Source organism: Pseudomonas sp. YQ_5 (assembly GCF_043103305.1).
Lineage (GTDB): Bacteria > Pseudomonadota > Gammaproteobacteria > Pseudomonadales > Pseudomonadaceae > Aquipseudomonas > Aquipseudomonas putida_Y.
In genome coordinates, this window is sequence record NZ_JBICJS010000098.1 from 24,485 (window position 1) to 42,155 (window position 17,671).

At 60.7% G+C, this 17,671-nt stretch carries 16 protein-coding genes; 2 read left to right on the top strand and 14 right to left on the bottom strand.

Annotated features, from left to right (window positions below):
• Window positions 1–27 precede the first annotated feature (27 nt).
• The 5 genes from ACF8EA_RS23435 to sdhC form a co-directional block, all read right to left on the bottom strand.
• Window positions 28–2,859: a 2-oxoglutarate dehydrogenase E1 component gene (locus ACF8EA_RS23435; RefSeq protein WP_021784848.1), complete on the bottom strand. Its 2,832-nt coding sequence runs from the start codon at window positions 2,857–2,859 to the stop codon at window positions 28–30.
• 246 nt (window positions 2,860–3,105) lie between these two features.
• A complete protein-coding gene (locus ACF8EA_RS23440) occupies window positions 3,106–3,810 on the bottom strand; it encodes a succinate dehydrogenase iron-sulfur subunit (RefSeq protein ID WP_003254212.1) in 705 nt (234 codons plus the stop codon).
• An 11-nt stretch (window positions 3,811–3,821) separates the two neighbouring features.
• Window positions 3,822–5,594, bottom strand: a complete 1,773-nt coding sequence (sdhA, locus tag ACF8EA_RS23445; RefSeq protein WP_003254213.1) for a succinate dehydrogenase flavoprotein subunit — start codon at window positions 5,592–5,594, stop codon at window positions 3,822–3,824.
• A gap of 3 nt (window positions 5,595–5,597) precedes the next feature.
• Entirely contained in the window at window positions 5,598–5,966 is a 369-nt protein-coding gene (sdhD, locus tag ACF8EA_RS23450) for a succinate dehydrogenase, hydrophobic membrane anchor protein (protein ID WP_003254214.1), read from the bottom strand.
• Window positions 5,960–6,346: a succinate dehydrogenase, cytochrome b556 subunit gene (gene sdhC / locus ACF8EA_RS23455; protein WP_008091902.1), complete on the bottom strand. Its 387-nt coding sequence runs from the start codon at window positions 6,344–6,346 to the stop codon at window positions 5,960–5,962. The genes sdhD and sdhC overlap by 7 nt, the downstream gene beginning before the upstream one ends.
• Before the next feature lie 352 nt (window positions 6,347–6,698).
• Between sdhC and gltA the strand changes: the two genes are divergently transcribed.
• Complete coding sequence (gene gltA, locus ACF8EA_RS23460) at window positions 6,699–7,988, top strand: citrate synthase (RefSeq protein WP_021784847.1); 1,290 nt, start codon at window positions 6,699–6,701, stop codon at window positions 7,986–7,988.
• Between the two features lie 219 nt (window positions 7,989–8,207).
• Here the strand turns inward: gltA and ACF8EA_RS23465 are convergent, their stop codons facing one another.
• The 9 genes from ACF8EA_RS23465 to ACF8EA_RS23505 all read right to left on the bottom strand — a co-directional run bounded on the left by ACF8EA_RS23465 (window position 8,208) and on the right by ACF8EA_RS23505 (window position 15,092).
• Window positions 8,208–8,813 carry an START domain-containing protein gene (locus tag ACF8EA_RS23465; protein WP_325950576.1) on the bottom strand — a complete coding sequence of 202 codons (606 nt, stop codon included), beginning with the start codon at window positions 8,811–8,813 and terminating at the stop codon, window positions 8,208–8,210.
• A gap of 33 nt (window positions 8,814–8,846) precedes the next feature.
• A complete protein-coding gene (locus ACF8EA_RS23470; protein WP_003254220.1) occupies window positions 8,847–9,101 on the bottom strand; it encodes a YkgJ family cysteine cluster protein in 255 nt (84 codons plus the stop codon).
• Window positions 9,102–9,231: 130 nt separating this feature from the next.
• A complete protein-coding gene (locus ACF8EA_RS23475) occupies window positions 9,232–9,666 on the bottom strand; it encodes a hypothetical protein (RefSeq protein WP_392523443.1) in 435 nt (144 codons plus the stop codon).
• Between the two features lie 64 nt (window positions 9,667–9,730).
• Entirely contained in the window at window positions 9,731–11,173 is a 1,443-nt protein-coding gene (locus tag ACF8EA_RS23480; protein WP_003254223.1) for a PLP-dependent aminotransferase family protein, read from the bottom strand.
• Between the two features lie 170 nt (window positions 11,174–11,343).
• On the bottom strand, window positions 11,344–12,156 hold the full coding sequence (locus ACF8EA_RS23485) for an OmpA family protein (protein ID WP_325950575.1): 813 nt from the start codon (window positions 12,154–12,156) through the stop codon (window positions 11,344–11,346).
• Window positions 12,153–12,506 carry a DUF4398 domain-containing protein gene (locus tag ACF8EA_RS23490; protein WP_021784842.1) on the bottom strand — a complete coding sequence of 118 codons (354 nt, stop codon included), beginning with the start codon at window positions 12,504–12,506 and terminating at the stop codon, window positions 12,153–12,155. Before ACF8EA_RS23490 ends, ACF8EA_RS23485 begins: the two co-directional genes overlap by 4 nt.
• 9 nt (window positions 12,507–12,515) lie before the next feature.
• Window positions 12,516–13,337, bottom strand: coding sequence for a substrate-binding periplasmic protein (locus ACF8EA_RS23495; RefSeq protein ID WP_392523445.1), 822 nt, complete (start codon window positions 13,335–13,337; stop codon window positions 12,516–12,518).
• A gap of 75 nt (window positions 13,338–13,412) precedes the next feature.
• Window positions 13,413–14,342 (bottom strand): electron transfer flavoprotein subunit alpha/FixB family protein, encoded by a 930-nt coding sequence (locus tag ACF8EA_RS23500; protein WP_021784840.1) that lies wholly within the window; start codon window positions 14,340–14,342, stop codon window positions 13,413–13,415.
• Window positions 14,343–15,092 carry an electron transfer flavoprotein subunit beta/FixA family protein gene (locus ACF8EA_RS23505; protein WP_003254232.1) on the bottom strand — a complete coding sequence of 250 codons (750 nt, stop codon included), beginning with the start codon at window positions 15,090–15,092 and terminating at the stop codon, window positions 14,343–14,345.
• Between the two features lie 535 nt (window positions 15,093–15,627).
• Between ACF8EA_RS23505 and ACF8EA_RS23510 the strand changes: the two genes are divergently transcribed.
• On the top strand, window positions 15,628–17,310 hold the full coding sequence (locus ACF8EA_RS23510; RefSeq protein ID WP_392523447.1) for an electron transfer flavoprotein-ubiquinone oxidoreductase: 1,683 nt from the start codon (window positions 15,628–15,630) through the stop codon (window positions 17,308–17,310).
• Window positions 17,311–17,671: the final 361 nt, after the last annotated feature.

The window sequence follows — 17,671 nt, forward strand, 5'->3', positions numbered from 1 at the left end:
AAATTCGGTTTCAGGTGCGCGAAGGCGTTAGACAGTGAAGGCGTCTTGCAGCAGTTTTTCCTGCTGTTCGACGTGCTTCGAAGCGTAACCACAGGCTGGCGCGGCGGAAGCGTCGCGACCGGCGTATTCCAGGGTCAATGCCTTGTTGTGGCGGCCCAGGATACGGCGCATGTGGTGCTGGCTGCTGTACCAGGCGCCCTGGTTCATCGGCTCTTCCTGACACCAGACCGCATGCTTGAGGTTGGTGTAAGGGGCGAGGATTTCGACCAGATCGTCCTCAGGGAACGGATACAGCTGCTCGATACGCAGGATGGCGATGTCTTCGCGGCCTTCGGCACGGCGCTTTTCCAGCAGGTCGTAGTAGACCTTGCCGCTGCACAGCACCAGACGCTCGACCTTGGCCGGATCGATTGCGTCGATTTCCGGGATCACGGTCTGGAACGAGCCTTCTGCCAGGTCTTCCAGGGTCGAGATGGCCAGCTTGTGGCGCAGCAGCGACTTCGGCGTCAGGACGACCAGCGGCTTGCGCAGCGGGCGGATGACCTGGCGACGCAGCAGGTGGTAAATCTGTGCCGGCGTCGTCGGTACGCAGACCTGGATGTTGTGCTCGGCGCACAGCTGCAGGTAACGCTCCAGACGCGCGGACGAGTGCTCCGGCCCCTGCCCTTCATAGCCGTGTGGCAGCAGCATGGTCAGACCGCACAGGCGGCCCCACTTGTGCTCACCACTGGTGATGAACTGGTCGATCACCACTTGCGCACCGTTGGCGAAGTCGCCGAACTGGGCTTCCCAGATCACCAGCGCGTTCGGCATGGTGGTGGAGTAGCCGTATTCGAAGGCCAGTACCGCCTCCTCGGACAGGAACGAATCGTACAGATCGAAACGTGGCTGGCCAGGGAACAGGTTCTGCAACGGGATGTAGGTGCTGGCGTCCTTCTGGTTGTGCAGCACCGCGTGACGGTGCGAGAAGGTGCCACGGCCGATGTCCTGGCCGGTCATGCGGATCGGGTGACCTTCGAACTGCAGGGTGGCGTAAGCCATGGTCTCTGCATAACCCCAGTTGATCGGCAAGCCACCGGCCTGCATCTTCTGACGGTCTTCGTAGATCTTCGACACCTGACGCTGCACCACGAAACCTTCCGGCAGCTCGAGCAGCTTGGCCGACAGATCCTGCAGGGTCTTGAGGTCGAAACGGGTGTCGTGACGCGCGGTCCAGGCATGGCCCAGGTACGGACGCCAGTCGACGAACAGCTCGCGGTTCGGCTCCTTGACCAGGCTCTTCACCACGTGCAGGCCATTGTCCAGCGCGTTGCGGTACTCATCGATCTTGGCCTGAGCGCGCTCGGCGTCGATGCGACCGGCCTGGATCAGCTGCTCGGCATACAGCTCACGGGTAGTGCGCTGCTTGCTGATTTGCTGGTACATCAGCGGCTGGGTGCCGTTAGGCTCGTCAGCCTCGTTGTGGCCACGGCGACGGTAGCAGACCAGGTCGATGACCACGTCACGCTTGAACTGCATGCGGTAGTCGATGGCAAGCTGGGTGACGAACAGCACGGCTTCCGGGTCATCGCCGTTCACGTGCAGGATCGGTGCCTGGATCATCTTGGCAACGTCGGTCGCGTACTCGGTGGAGCGCGCATCCAGCGGGTTGCTGATGGTGAAACCAACCTGGTTGTTGATCACGATGTGCACGGTACCGCCAGTCTTGAAACCGCGGGTCTGCGACATCTGGAAGGTTTCCATGACCACGCCCTGGCCGGCGAATGCAGCGTCGCCGTGGATCGAGATCGGCAGCACCTTGTCGCCAACGGTGTCGTTGCGGCGGTCCTGACGGGCGCGCACCGAACCTTCGACCACCGGCGATACGATTTCCAGGTGGGACGGGTTGAACGCCATGGCCAGGTGCACTTCGCCACCCGGGGTCATCACGTTCGAGGAGAAGCCCTGGTGATACTTCACGTCACCGGAGCCCAGCTCGTTCATCTTCTTGCCTTCGAACTCGTCGAACAGCTCGCGCGGGTTCTTGCCGAAGGTGTTCACCAGCACGTTCAGGCGGCCACGGTGGGCCATGCCGATCACGACCTCCTTGGCGCCGTAAGAGCCGGAACGCTGGATCATTTCATCCAGCATCGGAATCAGGCTCTCGCCGCCTTCAAGGCCGAAACGCTTGGTGCCCGGGTATTTGGTGCCCAGGTACTTTTCCAGGCCCTCACCGGCGGTCACGCGCTCGAGCAAGTGGGCCTGCACGTCAGCGGAAAACTCCGGACGGCCGCGCACGCTTTCCAGGCGCTGCTGGAACCAGCTGCGCTGCTCGGAATCGACGATGTGGGTGAATTCGGCGCCAATGGTGCGACAATATGTCTTCTGGAGTGCATCGAAGATGTCGCGTAGGCTCGCCTCCTCTTTGCCGATGAACAGGTCGCCGGCACGGAAGGTCGTATCAAGATCGGCATTGGTCAAGCCGTAGTGATTGATCGACAGGTCTACGGGCGCAGGGCGCTGCCACAACCCCAACGGGTCGAGCTTGGCAGCCTGATGGCCGCGCATACGATAGGCCTGGATCAGTCGCAGAACTTCAACCTGCTTCTTCTCGTGTTCACTGCTCACGCTCCCGGCGGAAACCGGTTGGGCGCGGCGCTGGTTCTTTGCCAGCAGTACGAAATGGTCGCGGATTGTCGAGTGCGATACATCAGTAGCGGTGCTGCCGTCGGCTGGCAACTTCTGGAAGTAAGTGCGCCACTCTTCTGGCACAGCGTTAGGGTCGTGCAGGTAGAGCTCGTAGAGCTCTTCCACATATGCAGCGTTACCACCTGAAAGGTGGGCGCTATCCCACATGCGCTGCATCACGCTTTCTTGCATGCTTGGTCACCCTCGATTAGGGGACTGATCGGCGAGAGCCACAGCAAACCTGGAAAAGTCCGAAAACAGCGACTGAACCACGCCACCTGGATCCTGCTGATTTTCCGGGTACCAGCCCGGAAAGCCCCTGCTGGTCTCATATCTTCATAGGTAATGAACGCGGGCTTTGTGGGCCCTTGTTCGGGTTTTACCTCAGTGCGGGCTCACCACCCGCACCTCGGCTTACTGCAGGTACAACGCTTTGTATCAGGTGCCGCTTTGCAGCAGCATGTTACGTACGTGACCGATTGCCTTGGTCGGGTTCAGACCTTTCGGGCAAACGTTTACGCAGTTCATGATCCCGCGGCAGCGGAATACGCTGAACGGGTCATCCAGGGACGCCAGGCGCTCCTGAGTCTTGGTATCGCGGCTGTCGGCAAGGAAGCGGTAAGCTTGCAGCAGTGCTGCCGGGCCCAGGAACTTGTCCGGGTTCCACCAGAACGACGGGCAGGAAGTCGAGCAGCAAGCGCACAGGATGCACTCGTACAGGCCGTCCAGCTTGTCACGGTCTTCCGGCGACTGCAGGCGCTCGATGGCCGGTGCCGGGGTATCGTTCTGCAGGAACGGCTTCACCTTCTCGTACTGCTTGTAGAAGATGCTCATATCGACCACCAGGTCACGAATGACCGGCAGGCCTGGCAGCGGACGCAGAACCAGCTTGCCGCCCTTCACAACCGCCGACAGCGGAGTGATGCAGGCCAAGCCGTTCTTGCCGTTCATGTTCATGCCATCGGAACCGCAAACGCCTTCACGGCAGGAGCGACGGTACGAGAAACCCTCGTCCTTTTCCTTGATCAGTGCCAATACATCCAGCACCATCAGGTCCTTGCCGCCGGTATCGACGTCGAACGACTCCATTTTTGGCGCCGAGTCGGTGTCCGGGTTGTAACGATAAACTTCGACTTTCAACATAGCAGCCACCCTTAGTAAGTCCGGACTTTTGGTTCGAAGGCTGGAACAGTCTTCGGCGCAAAGTTGACGCCGCGCTTGGCAACGCGCTTCTCACCCGGGTAGTACAGGGTGTGGCACAGCCAGTTTTCGTCGTCACGGTCTTCGAAGTCTTCACGGGCGTGAGCGCCGCGGGACTCTTTACGGGCTTCGGCCGCGATGGCGGTAGCTTCGGCAACTTCCAGCAGGTTCTGCAGCTCCAGCGCTTCGATACGCGCGGTGTTGAAGGCCTGGGACTTGTCGTTGATCTTGACGTTGGCGATACGGTCACGCAGACCGGCCAATTGCTCGATACCCTTCTGCATGTATTCGCCAGTACGGAACACACCGAAGTAGTTCTGCATGCAGCTCTGCAGCTCGCGCTTCAGGCTGGCAACGTCTTCACCGCTGGTACGCTCGTTGAGCTTGTTCAGGCGGTTCAGGGCAACATCGACGTCGGTGTCGCTGGCGTCACGGTATTCCACGCCTTCGCTCAGCGCCTTCTCCAGGTGCAGGCCGGCAGCACGGCCGAACACCACCAGGTCGAGCAGCGAGTTGCCGCCCAGGCGGTTGGCACCGTGAACCGATACGCACGCCACTTCACCTACGGCGAACAGACCCGGGATGATGTGATCCTGGCCGTCGGCGTCCATGGTAATGGCCTGGCCATGAATGTTGGTGGCAACGCCGCCCATCATGTAGTGGCAGGTTGGCACTACCGGCACCGGTGCGACCACAGGGTCGACGTGGGCGAAGGTCTTGGACAGTTCGCAGATACCTGGCAGGCGGCTGTGCAGCACTTCCTCGCCCAGGTGGTCCAGCTTCAGCAGTACGTGGTCCTTGTTCGGGCCCACGCCGTTGCCGGCGATGATTTCCTTGACCATGGAACGGGCAACCACGTCGCGGCCAGCCAGGTCTTTGGCGTTCGGCGCGTAACGCTCCATGAAGCGCTCGCCGTGGGCGTTGATCAGGTAGCCACCCTCACCGCGGCAACCTTCGGTGACCAGTACACCGGCGCCGGCGATACCGGTCGGGTGGAACTGCCACATCTCGATATCCTGCACCGGCACGCCTGCACGCAGGGCCATGCCGATACCGTCACCGGTGTTGATCAGGGCGTTGGTGGTGGAAGCGTAGATACGGCCCGCACCGCCAGTGGCCAGCACAGTGGCCTTGGACTTGATGTACAGGGTTTCGCCGGTTTCGATGCAGATGGCGATCACACCAACGAATGCGCCGTCCTGGTTTTTCACCAGGTCAACGGCATAGTACTCGTTGAGGAACGTGGTGCCAGCTTTCAGGTTGCCCTGGTACAGGGTGTGCAGCAGCGCGTGACCGGTACGGTCCGACGCGGCACAGGTACGGGCGGCCTGGCCACCTTTACCGAAGTCCTTGGACTGACCGCCGAACGGGCGCTGGTAGATGCGGCCGGTTTCGGTACGCGAGAACGGCAGACCCATGTGGTCCAGCTCGAAGACCGCAGCCGGGCCTTCCTGACACATGTATTCGATAGCGTCCTGGTCGCCGATGTAGTCGGAACCCTTGACGGTATCGTACATGTGCCAGCGCCAGTCGTCGTTCGGGTCGGCCGAAGCGATGGCGCAGGTGATGCCGCCCTGGGCGGATACGGTGTGCGAACGGGTCGGGAAGACCTTGGTGACTACGGCAGTCTTGTGGCCGCCTTGAGCCAGTTGCAGCGCTGCGCGCATGCCGGCGCCGCCGCCACCGATGATGATGGCGTCGAAGGAAATGGTTGGAATGCTAGCCATGGATCAGATACCCCAGAGAATCTGCACACCCCAGACGAAGTAAGCGAACATCGCAACGCCGCATACCGCCTGGAACAGGAAACGAATCGCAGTTGCCGACTTGCCGAACGACATAGGCGTCAGGTAGTCGGTTGCAATGGTCCACATGCCGACCCAGGCGTGAGCGCCCAGGGCAACGAGGGCCAGCAGACTGAAGATCCGCATCGCGTTGTTGGAGAACAGACCATGCCACTGGGTGTAGTCGATGCCTGGGTGGGCGACCACGTAGCCGATCAGGAAGAGGAAGTAAGCCGCGAGAACGACCGCAGAAACGCGCTGCGCCATCCAGTCATAGAGGCCCGAACGCGACAGGTTCGTGACATTGGTTACCATACCCAAACTCCCACCAGAACGATCAGCACCACGGAGATGACGATCACGATTTTCGAGCCCAGCTTGCCGCCTTCCAGCGTCTCACCGATACCCATGTCCATGATCAGGTGTCGAACACCTGCCACGAGGTGATAAAGCAGGGCGGACAACAGACCCCAGGTCACGAACTTGGCCAGCGGGCTGGTCAGACACGCCTTCACCTCACCGAAGCCTTCCTCGGAACCCAGCGACTTGCCCAGTGCATAAAGCATGATGGCAAGGCCGATGAACAGGATGACGCCGGAGATACGGTGCAGGATGGACGTGTATGCAGTGACGGGGAGCTTGATGGTCCTTAGGTCTAGGTTTACAGGTCGTTGGCTTTTCACGGCTTTTTTCACACTGAAGAGCCCCTAGCGAATCAGGGCAAAGTTGTTGGTAAGTGTACTGGTCAGGTACCCACCACCCAGGGAACGGCGACCCCCAGCAGTTCGGGCTTGGAAGCCCCTGGCGGTCGGGTGCCGAGTATAGACAGTTAGGCTGCTTATGACAACGTGACGGGGTAGCCCAAATAGCGCATTGCCTTTAATGAACAAAAGGCGTAAATGGGCGAGAATTTCGGGAAAAATCAGGCTTGAATGCTTGATTCAACAAGCCTTTAGGCAAATTGACATCTGAATTTATCCCTCTATAGTGGTGCGGGCCCTGCGTGGGGGGTCTGTCTGATGATTTCAAGCATTAATAGGAGGCCACATGGCTGACAAAAAAGCGCAGTTGGTCATCGAGGGCGCTGCCCCCGTCGAGCTGCCCATTTTAACCGGCACCGTTGGTCCTGATGTAATCGACGTCCGCGGGTTAGGGGCCACTGGTCACTTCACCTTCGACCCAGGTTTCATGGCGACTGCCTCGTGCGAGTCGAAGATCACCTATATTGACGGCGACAAAGGTATCCTGCTGCACCGCGGCTACCCGATCGAGCAACTCGCCGAACAGTCCGACTACCTCGAAACCTGCTACCTGCTGCTCAATGGCGAACTGCCGAATGCCGAGCAAAAGGCCCAGTTCGTCAGCACCGTCAAGAACCACACCATGGTTCACGAGCAGTTGAAGACCTTCTTCAACGGCTTCCGCCGCGACGCTCACCCCATGGCGGTGATGTGCGGCGTAGTCGGCGCCCTGTCGGCGTTCTATCACGACTCCCTGGACATCAATAACCCGCAACACCGCGAAATCTCCGCGGTGCGCCTGGTCGCCAAGATGCCGACCCTGGCTGCGATGGTTTACAAGTACTCCATGGGCCAGCCGATGATGTACCCGCGCAACGACCTGTCGTACGCGGAAAACTTCCTGCACATGATGTTCAACACCCCGTGCGAGATCAAACCGATCAGCCCGGTGCTGGCCAAGGCAATGGACCGGATCTTCATCCTCCACGCCGACCACGAGCAGAACGCCTCCACCTCCACCGTTCGTCTGGCCGGCTCGTCGGGTGCCAACCCGTTCGCCTGTATCGCCGCCGGTATCGCCGCACTGTGGGGCCCGGCCCACGGCGGTGCGAACGAAGCCGTACTGACCATGCTCGATGAAATCGGTGATGTTTCGAACATCGACAAATTCATCGCCAAGGCCAAGGACAAGAACGACCCGTTCAAGCTGATGGGCTTCGGTCACCGCGTGTACAAGAACCGCGACCCGCGCGCCACCGTGATGAAGCAGACCTGCGACGAAGTCCTGCGCGAGCTGGGCATCAAGAACGATCCGCAGCTGGAACTGGCCATGCGCCTGGAAGAGATCGCCCTCACCGATCCGTATTTCATCGAGCGCTCGCTGTACCCGAACGTCGACTTCTACTCGGGGATCATCCTCAAGGCAATCGGCATTCCAACCAGCATGTTCACCGTGATCTTCGCCCTGGCACGTACCGTGGGCTGGATCTCGCACTGGAAAGAAATGCTCTCCAGCCCGTACAAGATCGGCCGTCCGCGCCAGCTGTACACCGGCGAGCAAAAGCGCGACCTCGTTGCCCTGAAGGACCGCAAGTAAGCTTTGATAGCCGAACGCAAAAAGGCTGCCCTCGGGCAGCCTTTTTTATTGTAAACCTGATGGTCGCAGTTCGGCCTTTGCGGGTGCGGCCTTGCGTCGCGAAAGGGCTGCAAAGCAGCCCAAGCAATATTGCGCTAATCCTAAGATTCCGGGGCCGCTGCGCGCGCCCATTCGCGACGCATGGCCGCTACCACAGAGAACCGCGCGCCGCGTTAAACCTCAGTTTTTCTCAGCCCGCTCACGCAGCTCTTTCAAGGTATTGAACGGCGCATCCACCACGAACTTGTTGGCCACCATTGCCGGCACGCTGCCGCCCGGCTCGGTGTGCACCTGGTAGGTCACCTCCGTGCTGTCGCCCTTGGGCACCAGCTTCCAGAAGCCCTCAACCTTGGCCACCCGCACAAAGCCCTTCTCTTCCGGCAGATAGGTCGGCTCTTCCTTCAGGTTACGCACCAGGCTGCCGTCCGCCCCCTTGACCGTGGTCACATGCAAAACCGAATCACGCGGCGTCACCGGCCAAGGCGTATTGAACTGGGTGTAGGTCCAGGTCTGATCACCTTCTTGCTTGAGCAATTTCTGCAACTTGCACTCATGAATCCATGCGCAGGCGCCCACCACATCTTCCTGCAACGCCTGCACCTTGGCCAACGGCGCCTTGATCACGGTAACACCCTGATAGGCCTTGTACTTGGAACCGGCCACTTCGCTGAGGGATACCTTGATCCCGTCCTCGTTCTTGGCCACTTGCCAGTTTTCAGCCCAGGCCACAGGCGACAGCAGAACACCCACGCCACACAGCAGTGCAATACGCTTGAACGATCTCATCATGTTTATCCTTGTTGTCGAAGATCCAGCCTGTCACGCCGCCGTCATCTGCTCCCACCAGCCAAGAATCCTGATTGCCTCGTCACGATCACTGCCGCACACCTCGGCATCCGCCTTGAAACCACCACACACCGCCGGCCGCTCAGGCTTGCCGAACAGGTCGCACAGGTTGGCGGCCGTCAGGTGCAGGCAGCGCTCACCAGCCGGCTTGCCATTGGGCATTCGCGGCATCGCAGAAGTGATGGACGGGGCGATGCAGCAGGCACCACAGCCCTCACGGCATTTCATGGCTATTCACCAAAATCAGGACTCCCTTGGAACAAAACGGGACGAACGTCCCTGGATAGTAACCGCTCAAACAGCCGTTTGAAATTACTGGCACGATGAAATCTGCCGTGACCCTGCAGTCAGTTCCCACCTATTGGCGATACTCGAAATCGATGGCAGCCCCCTCCACGTCATGACGGCTGTCATTGCGCAGTTGCAGCTGCATCTCGTTGTTGATCAGCCGACCATTGAGCTGGAACGGGCTGTCATTGGTCTCTGGCTTTTCTGTGAACATGGGTGGCAACAAAGGCTTGCGCCGTTGGATTGGCGAAGGTGTGCCCACATTCGGCTCAAGGTTGTTGACCATATCAACTGGCAGGCTCAGGTCCAGCTTAGTCTTGGGTAATGGCTTGGCGACCGCTTTGCTGAGCGGCTTGTGCGCGGGCTTGGCTGTCGCCTTTCTTGGCACCTGCTTACCCGGAGCAGCCTGAGCCTGGGGGACCGGTTGCGCAGCCAAGGCGGGGACGACCGGGCAGCACAACGGCAGAAGGCACACGATCAGAACAAAGCAGCGCAAAGCGTTCATGGCAAATGGACAGACTGGCAGGAAAAATGCGTATGCTCCCTGTTCCACAGGCAGCTTGCAAGCCTTACAAAAGCGTGACCGCCGTCTCTCTGCACAACTGTTGGGCCAGCAAACCCAGCGTAATCACAGCCCGCTCGGCCTCTTTATTCCATGGAATGCCACAATTGAGCCGGACACAGTGGTTGAACTGCTCTGTGTTACTGAATATTAGCCCCGGTGCAATGCTGATGCCCTGCTCCAGCGCACGCACATGCAGCTCCTGGGTATTGACCCGACCCGGCAGGCTTACCCAAAGGATGAAGCCACCTGTCGGCCGGGTCATCTGGGTGCCCTCGGGGAAATGCTGCTGTACCGCCAACTGATAGGCACTGAGGTTCTTGCGATACTCCTGACGTATGTAGCGCAGATGCCGGTCGTAGCCGCCATTTTCCAGGTAGGCTGCCACCCCCATCTGCGTCACGCTGCAGGCCGAGTGGGTGGTAAAAGTCTGCAGGCGCTGAATCTCATCCTGGTAACGCCCGGCGATCATCCAGCCCACACGCACGCCGGGGGACAAAGTCTTGGAGAAGCTTGAACAGTAGATGACCCGATCCAGCCGGTCGAACGCCTTCAGCGCCTTGGTCTTGCCCTGCTCGAACATCAGCTCACCGTAGATGTCATCCTCGATGATCTGGATATCGAAGTCCGAGGCCAGGCGCAGCAATTGCTTTTGCCGTTCCTCCGGAACAGTGCCACCAAGTGGATTGCTCAAGCGCGCAGTCAGCACCAACGCCTTGATCGACCACTGGTTAGCCGCCAGTTGCAAGGCTTCGAGGCTGATACCGGTGGACGGGTCACTGGGGATTTCGATCACTTTCAAACCCAGCAGGTCAGCCAGCTGCAGCAAGCCGTAATAGGTCGGCGACTCGGCGGCGATCAAGTCACCTGGGCGGGTCAGCACCCGCAGCGACATCTGCAGGGCGTCGACACACCCATGGGTCACGATCACTTCGCGCGGGTCGACCAGCACGCCGGCATCGCGCATGCGTATGGCGATCTGCCTGCGCAGCGGCTCGAAACCGGGGCTGAACATGTAGCTGAAGGCGCGCGGACTATGGAAGCGCGTTACCTTGGCGATTTGCTGATGCAAGGCGCGCACCGGCAGGTAGTCGACATGCGGCACTGCAGCACCAAACGGGAACACACCATCGCGACGCGCCTCAGTCAGCACCTGCTGGATGATGCTGGCACGCGTGACCAGGCCGGGGCGCTCCACCCGGGCGATGTCCGGGGTTTGCGCGGTCAAGGCAGGGGTCTGGTGAACGTAATAGCCAGACTGCGGCCGCGCCCGGATAAGCCCTTGGTCCTCAAGATTGGCATAGGCCTGCAGCACCGTGGCATGGCTGACATTGAGCTGGGCGCTCATCTTGCGCACGGAGGGTACCCGCTCGCCTGGCTGGTAGACACCGCGACGGATATCATCGGCCAGTTGCTGGGCGATACGCTGGTACAGCAGCAGGTTGGTCATGTCGACATGCTCGTTGTTCTTGTACAGGTCACAGACGGTAGAGGATACCGTAACAGTTGCAAAGTGTACTGGGACAGATTGCAACATAGTCGACAATACAACAGCGTGACAGCTATCGAAACGATTAAACCGACATAAAGCGGGCCGCAAAGCGGCCCTTTCCACAAGACTCAGCGCGCTGGCGCGAGCCGCCCCTTGTCATCGGAGAATACGATCTCCACCCGACGGTTCTGCGCCCTGCCCCGCTCCGAAGCATTGGCCTCGATCGGGTACTGGTCGCCATAGCCTTCAACCTGCAGGCGTTTTTCGTCGATGCCCAGGTCCACCAGCATGTCGGCCACGGACTGCGCCCGGTCGCGCGACAGCTTAAGGTTGTCCTCGCCCGCGCCCGTGCTGTCGGTATAGCCCTCGATACGCACTACCCGGCGCGGGTTGAGCTGCAGGAACTGCACCAGCTTGAGCACAGTCCGGCTGGCCGAGTTCTTCAGGTCGGCACTGCCGGTATCGAACAGCACATCGCCCAAGGTCATCACCAGGCCACGGTCGGCCTGCTCCGAAGCCAACGCGGCAATCTGCGATTCGACCCACTGTCCCTGCTGCTGCACGCTGGCCAGCTTGGCCTCACGCAAAGCCAGCTGCAGGCGCTGGCGCTCCAGGTCGAGCTTGGCCTGGCGTTCCTGGCTCAGCGCCAGCTTGGCATGTTCGCGGGCAATCTCGCTGTAGCGCTGACTGAGGTAAGCATAATGCCGCACATCAGAACCGGTGCCGATGTAGCTGGACAAGCGCTCGGCGCGAGCCAGCGATTCGCCCGCGCGAATCACGTCGCGCGGCGCGCTGCGCAGCACGTCGGAATCATCTTTGACCCCCTGGAAGGCGACAGTGGCCTCATCCAGCGCGGCACTGCTGCGCTGGCTGGCGCAACCTTGCAAACCTGCCGTCAGCGCCAACAGTACCAGTGCAGCCAAAGGCGTACGACGGATCATGGCTGCACCTCCAGTTGCTTGCGCAAGCGCTTGACCCGCGACTGCAGCACCTGCAGCTGCTCTTCGCTCTTCTGGTTCAGCACCTGGGCCTCGGCCAGCCGCGCATCCAGCTCGGCTTGCTCGGCGCGCATGCGCGCATCGCGGTAGTCCTGGGTGAGCATGTTGGCCTTGGCGCGGGCCAGCTTGTCTTCAGCCAGTTTCAGCGCTTCGACCTGCCCGGTGGCGCCGACGGCCTTGGCCTGGTCCAGTGCTTGCTCGGAAATGCGCATCTGCTCGTCAGGGGCCGGATCATTGGCGCAGCCAGCCAGGCCGAGCACGGCCAGGGCAAGGATTAGTGGTTGGGTTCTCACGCAATCTTCCTAGTGTTTGGGGGCGTCCGCCGGCACCTGCAACTGCGCTTTCCAGCGCTCGAGATTACGTTGCAGCACCGCTTCGGATGCACCAGAGATCGGCAATTCTGTCAGTTTTTTTGCCAATTGCCCACGCAACCAGCTGTCATTGCACGCCGAGTTGTGCGACAGCGCCAGGTACAGGCCTGGCCTGTCCACCGGCAAGCCGCGGGCTATCAGGTCATTGCTCATGCCCAGGCTCTGGGCCATGGCCATACCGGAGTAACGTCCAGCCAGCACATAATCCACCTGGCCGAGTACCAGTTTCTGGAAAGCCTGGGTCAGGTTCTGCGCCGGCACCAGCTTGAGCTGGGCCTTGGCGAACGCAGTAAAGGCCGGGGTCAGGCGCGCACGCTCGGACAAACTGCCCTGGTACCTGGCCAGGTCGGCCGGGCCATCAAAGGTCACCGCTGCATCATGGCGGGTCCACACCAGGTACTCATTGAGCTGCAACGGCGGATGGATGTAGTCCAGCGCGGTCAGTTGCTCCACCTGCATGGGGGTGTCGAGCAGCAAGTCCATGCGCCCACTGCGCACCTCTTCCAGCGCCTGGTCACGGCGACCGGCACTCAGCACCTCGACCTTCACACCCAGCTCGCCGGCCACCTGGCGCAACAGGTCGACGTTGGCGCCGATCAGGTGCCTGGGGTCTTTCGGGTCTTGCCAGGAATAGGGCGGCGCATCAGGGCTACCGGTCGCCACCAGGCGCTCGCACTTGCCTGCCGCCATCGCCAGTGGCGGCAACAACAGCGCCACGCATGCCAGCACCCTGCCCGTTCCGCGCAACGTCATGCCTCACTCCTCAACCCATAAAAAAACCCGACCCTCAAAGCGAGGGCCGGGTTCTTTATAAGTGAAGCAGCCGGATCAGACCAGCTTTTCCAGCTCTGGAACCGCTTCGAACAGGTCAGCGACCAGGCCGTAGTCGGCCACCTGGAAGATCGGCGCTTCTTCGTCCTTGTTGATCGCAACGATCACTTTGGAGTCTTTCATGCCGGCCAGGTGCTGGATCGCGCCGGAGATACCGACGGCGATGTACAGCTGTGGCGCAACGATCTTGCCGGTCTGGCCGACCTGCATGTCGTTCGGCACGAAGCCTGCGTCGACTGCGGCGCGCGAGGCACCGACAGCCGCGCCGAGCTTGTCGGCCAGGCTGTACAGGTGCTTGAAGTTGTCACCGTTGCCCATGCCACGGCCGCCGGAAACGACGATTTTGGCAGCGGTCAGCTCTGGGCGGTCGGACTTGGCCAGCTCTTCGCCAACGAAAGCCGAAATGCCGGCGTTGTGTGCAGCGCCAACAGCTTCGACAGCAGCCGAACCACCTTCGGCAGCCACGGCATCGAAGCCGGTGGTACGGACGGTGATCACCTTGATGGCCGCGCTCGATTGCACGGTGGCGATGGCGTTACCCGCGTAGATCGGGCGCTTGAAGGTGTCGGCGGACTCGACCGAGATGATCTCGGAGATCTGGTCCACGTCCAGCAGCGCGGCAACACGCGGCAGGATGTTCTTGCCGTTGGTGGTAGCCGGGGCCAGCACGTGGCTGTAACCCTTGGCCAGCTCGACGATCAGCGGCGCGACGTTTTCCGGCAGCACGTGGGCGTAGGCCGCGTTGTCGGCAACCAGCACCTTGGCCACGCCAGCGATCTTGGCAGCAGATTCGGCAACGCCACCGACGTTCTGGCCTGCGACCAGCACGTGCACATCACCACCGATCTTGGCGGCTGCGGCGACAGTGTTCAGGGTGGCCGGGGCTACGGCACCGTTCTCGTATTCAGCGACAACCAGGATAGTCATTTAGATTACCTTCGCTTCGTTCTTCAGCTTCTCGACCAGTTCGGCCACCGATTTGACCTTGATGCCAGCGCTGCGGGCAGCCGGGGCTTCAACCTTCACGGTCTTGTTGGTGGAGGCGAGGGAAACGCCCAGCGCGTCTGGAGTAACAGTCTCCAGCGGCTTCTTCTTGGCCTTCATGATGTTCGGCAGCGACGCGTAGCGTGGCTCGTTCAGGCGCAGGTCGGTGGTGACGATGGCTGGCAGGTTCAGTGCAACGGTCTGCAGGCCGCCATCGATTTCACGGGTGACATTCAGCTTGTCGCCAGCGACTTCGACCTTGGACGCGAAGGTACCCTGGGCGAAGCCTGTCAGCGCGGCCAGCATCTGGCCGGTCTGGTTGTTGTCACTGTCGATGGCCTGCTTGCCGAGGATGACCAGCTGCGGCTGCTCCTTGTCGACAACGGCCTTCAGCGCCTTGGCCACAGCCAGGGAGTTCAGTTCGTCAGCGGCTTCTACCAGGATGGCACGGTCGGCACCCAGAGCCAGGGCAGTACGCAGCTGCTCCTGGGCAGTGGTCGGGCCGACGGAAACGACGACGATCTCGGTCGCAACGCCTTTTTCTTTCAGGCGTACGGCTTCTTCCACGGCGATTTCGCAGAAGGGGTTCATGGACATCTTGACGTTAGCAAGGTCGACGCCGGAGTTGTCCGCTTTGACGCGAACCTTGACGTTGTAGTCGACCACTCGTTTGACAGCTACAAGAACCTTCATGGATTCCTCGTTACTCTCCGGTGAATAGATAGTCGCCTGGGGCAGAGCCCTGCGATGCGCGTGGGTACAAGGGCACCTCTAAAAACGTATCGGGAGGCAGCAATTTCACAGTGACCGAACAGTCTTGTTCGGACTCTTGCGACAAATCCTCGCGGGTCATTTTCTGTCGTGGCGTGTAAACTCCACTACAAACCGGCCTAAGCCCGCAAAACCCTGCTCCACACCTGGTCTTTAGAGGTGTACCTGCGCCCGGCTGCAAGCCTACGGCGAACGTAAAACCGCTCGTATCTTGACCGTAACACCCATTCCGGTCAATACGGCAAATCGGTCACCCTCCAGCCGCGTTCCTGTGATTTTACTGGCCTGCGGCAAATTCAAACAAACGTTTGTATTGGACCCGCCAAGTGGTGTAGATATAATGCGCGGCCAAGACAAAACGGTGTAGTCCGTCATTTGCCCAGCTACAGTTCCGCCGTTGCGTAGAACCGCTGCGAATGCCCCGCACCCATAAGACAAAGCAACAGCACGAGCCTTGATGAGTAGGAGAGAACCAGTGGAACGCGAATACATGGAATTCGACGTGGTCATCGTCGGCGCCGGCCCGGCGGGCCTGTCCGCCGCCTGCCGCCTGAAGCAGAAGGCCGCCGAAGCCGGTAGCGAAATCAGCGTCTGCGTGGTGGAGAAAGGCTCTGAAGTCGGCGCCCACATCCTCTCTGGCGCAGTGTTCGAGCCTCGCGCCCTGAACGAGCTGTTCCCCGACTGGAAAGCGCTCGGCGCACCACTCAATACCGAAGTGAAGCGCGACGACATCTACGTGCTCAAGGATGCCGGCAGCGCGACCAAGGTGCCTGACCTGTTCGTACCCAAGACCATGCACAACCATGGCAACTACATCATCTCGCTGGGCAACCTGTGCCGCTGGCTGGCCCAGCAGGCCGAGAACCTCGGTGTGGAGATCTACCCGGGCTTCGCCGCCCAGGAAGCGCTGTTCGACGACAACGGCGTGGTCCGCGGCATCGTCACCGGCGACCTCGGTGTCGACCGTGAAGGCAACCCCAAGGATGGCCTGTACACCCCAGGCATGGAACTGCGCGCCAAGTACACCCTGTTCGCCGAAGGCTGCCGTGGCCATATCGGCAAACAGCTGATCAAGCGCTTCAACCTCGACAGCGAGTCCGACGTCCAGCACTACGGCATCGGCCTGAAGGAAATCTGGGAAATCGACCCGGCCAAGCACGAACAGGGCCTGGTGGTGCACACCGCCGGCTGGCCGCTGGACGTGGTGGCCAAGGAAAACACCGGTGGCTCGTTCCTTTATCACCTGGAAAACAACCAGGTGGTGGTCGGCCTGATCGTTGACCTGTCCTACGCCAACCCATACCTGTCGCCGTTCGACGAGTTCCAGCGCCTCAAGCACCACCCGGTGATCAGCCAGTACCTCGAAGGCGGCAAGCGCATCAGCTACGGCGCCCGCGCCTTGGCCAAGGGCGGCATCAACTCGCTGCCGAAAATGGTCTTCAATGGTGGCGCGCTGATCGGTTGCGACCTGGGCACCATGAACGTGGCCAAGATCAAGGGCAGCCATACCGCGATGAAATCCGGCATGCTCGCCGCCGAAGCAGTGGCCGACGCATTGATCGCCGGTGGCGAAGGCGGCGATCAATTGAACAGCTATGTCAGCGCCTTCAAGGCCAGCTGGCTGCACGAAGAACTGTTCGCCAGCCGCAACTTCGGCCCGGCCATGCACAAGTTCGGCCCGCTGTTGGGCGCGGCGTTCAACTATGTCGACCAGAACTGGTTCGGTGGCAAACTGCCGTTCACCCTGCACGACACCAAGCCGGACTATGCCTGCCTCAAGCTGGCCGCCGACTCGAAAAAGATCGACTACCCGAAACCGGACGGCAAGCTCAGCTTCGACAAGCTCAGCTCGGTATTCCTCTCCAGCACCAACCACGAAGAGGAACAACCCTGCCACCTGAAGCTGACCGATCCGAGCGTACCGATCGCCAGCAACCTGCCGCTGTACGACGAGCCTGCCCAGCGTTACTGCCCGGCAGGCGTGTACGAAGTGGTCACCCAGGAAGACGGCAACAAGCGTTTCCAGATCAACGCGCAAAACTGCGTGCACTGCAAGACCTGCGACATCAAGGACCCGGCCCAGAACATCACGTGGGTCACCCCTGAAGGCGCTGGCGGGCCGAACTACCCGAACATGTAAGGCCCCTGCCCTTGCGGCAACAAAAAGCCCCCGGTCCTCATGGGCCGGGGGCTTTTTGTTGTGAGTATGCGTCTGGACCTACGAGGTGTTCGCCGTGAGAGGTTCAGCGCCTATCAGATCGAGCGCCGCCCGCGCGGCGCATCGCGAGCAAGCTCGCTCCTACATCTGTTTCGAGCCAGTCCATCCTGTGCCAGGCGCGCGCGACCGCATTGTTTGTACAACGCGATATCGAGCCATGCGCCAGGGCGTTCGCGCGCAAATCCCACAGGCATAATTGGCCCGGAACAAATGTAGGAGCGCATCGCGAGCAAGCTCGCTCCTACATCTGTTTCGAGCCAGTCCATCCTGTGCCAGGCCCGCG

Coding starts and splice junctions, on each gene's coding strand:
- ACF8EA_RS23435 (WP_021784848.1), bottom strand. CDS start 2,859: ATGCAAGAAAGCGTGATGCAGCGCATGTGGGATAGCGCCCACCTTTCA.
- ACF8EA_RS23440 (WP_003254212.1), bottom strand. CDS start 3,810: ATGTTGAAAGTCGAAGTTTATCGTTACAACCCGGACACCGACTCGGCG.
- sdhA (WP_003254213.1), bottom strand. CDS start 5,594: ATGGCTAGCATTCCAACCATTTCCTTCGACGCCATCATCATCGGTGGC.
- sdhD (WP_003254214.1), bottom strand. CDS start 5,966: ATGGTAACCAATGTCACGAACCTGTCGCGTTCGGGCCTCTATGACTGG.
- gltA (WP_021784847.1), top strand. CDS start 6,699: ATGGCTGACAAAAAAGCGCAGTTGGTCATCGAGGGCGCTGCCCCCGTC.
- ACF8EA_RS23465 (WP_325950576.1), bottom strand. CDS start 8,813: ATGAGATCGTTCAAGCGTATTGCACTGCTGTGTGGCGTGGGTGTTCTG.
- ACF8EA_RS23470 (WP_003254220.1), bottom strand. CDS start 9,101: ATGAAATGCCGTGAGGGCTGTGGTGCCTGCTGCATCGCCCCGTCCATC.
- ACF8EA_RS23475 (WP_392523443.1), bottom strand. CDS start 9,666: ATGAACGCTTTGCGCTGCTTTGTTCTGATCGTGTGCCTTCTGCCGTTG.
- ACF8EA_RS23480 (WP_003254223.1), bottom strand. CDS start 11,173: ATGACCAACCTGCTGCTGTACCAGCGTATCGCCCAGCAACTGGCCGAT.
- ACF8EA_RS23485 (WP_325950575.1), bottom strand. CDS start 12,156: ATGATCCGTCGTACGCCTTTGGCTGCACTGGTACTGTTGGCGCTGACG.
- ACF8EA_RS23495 (WP_392523445.1), bottom strand. CDS start 13,337: ATGACGTTGCGCGGAACGGGCAGGGTGCTGGCATGCGTGGCGCTGTTG.
- ACF8EA_RS23500 (WP_021784840.1), bottom strand. CDS start 14,342: ATGACTATCCTGGTTGTCGCTGAATACGAGAACGGTGCCGTAGCCCCG.
- ACF8EA_RS23505 (WP_003254232.1), bottom strand. CDS start 15,092: ATGAAGGTTCTTGTAGCTGTCAAACGAGTGGTCGACTACAACGTCAAG.
- ACF8EA_RS23510 (WP_392523447.1), top strand. CDS start 15,628: ATGAGTAGGAGAGAACCAGTGGAACGCGAATACATGGAATTCGACGTG.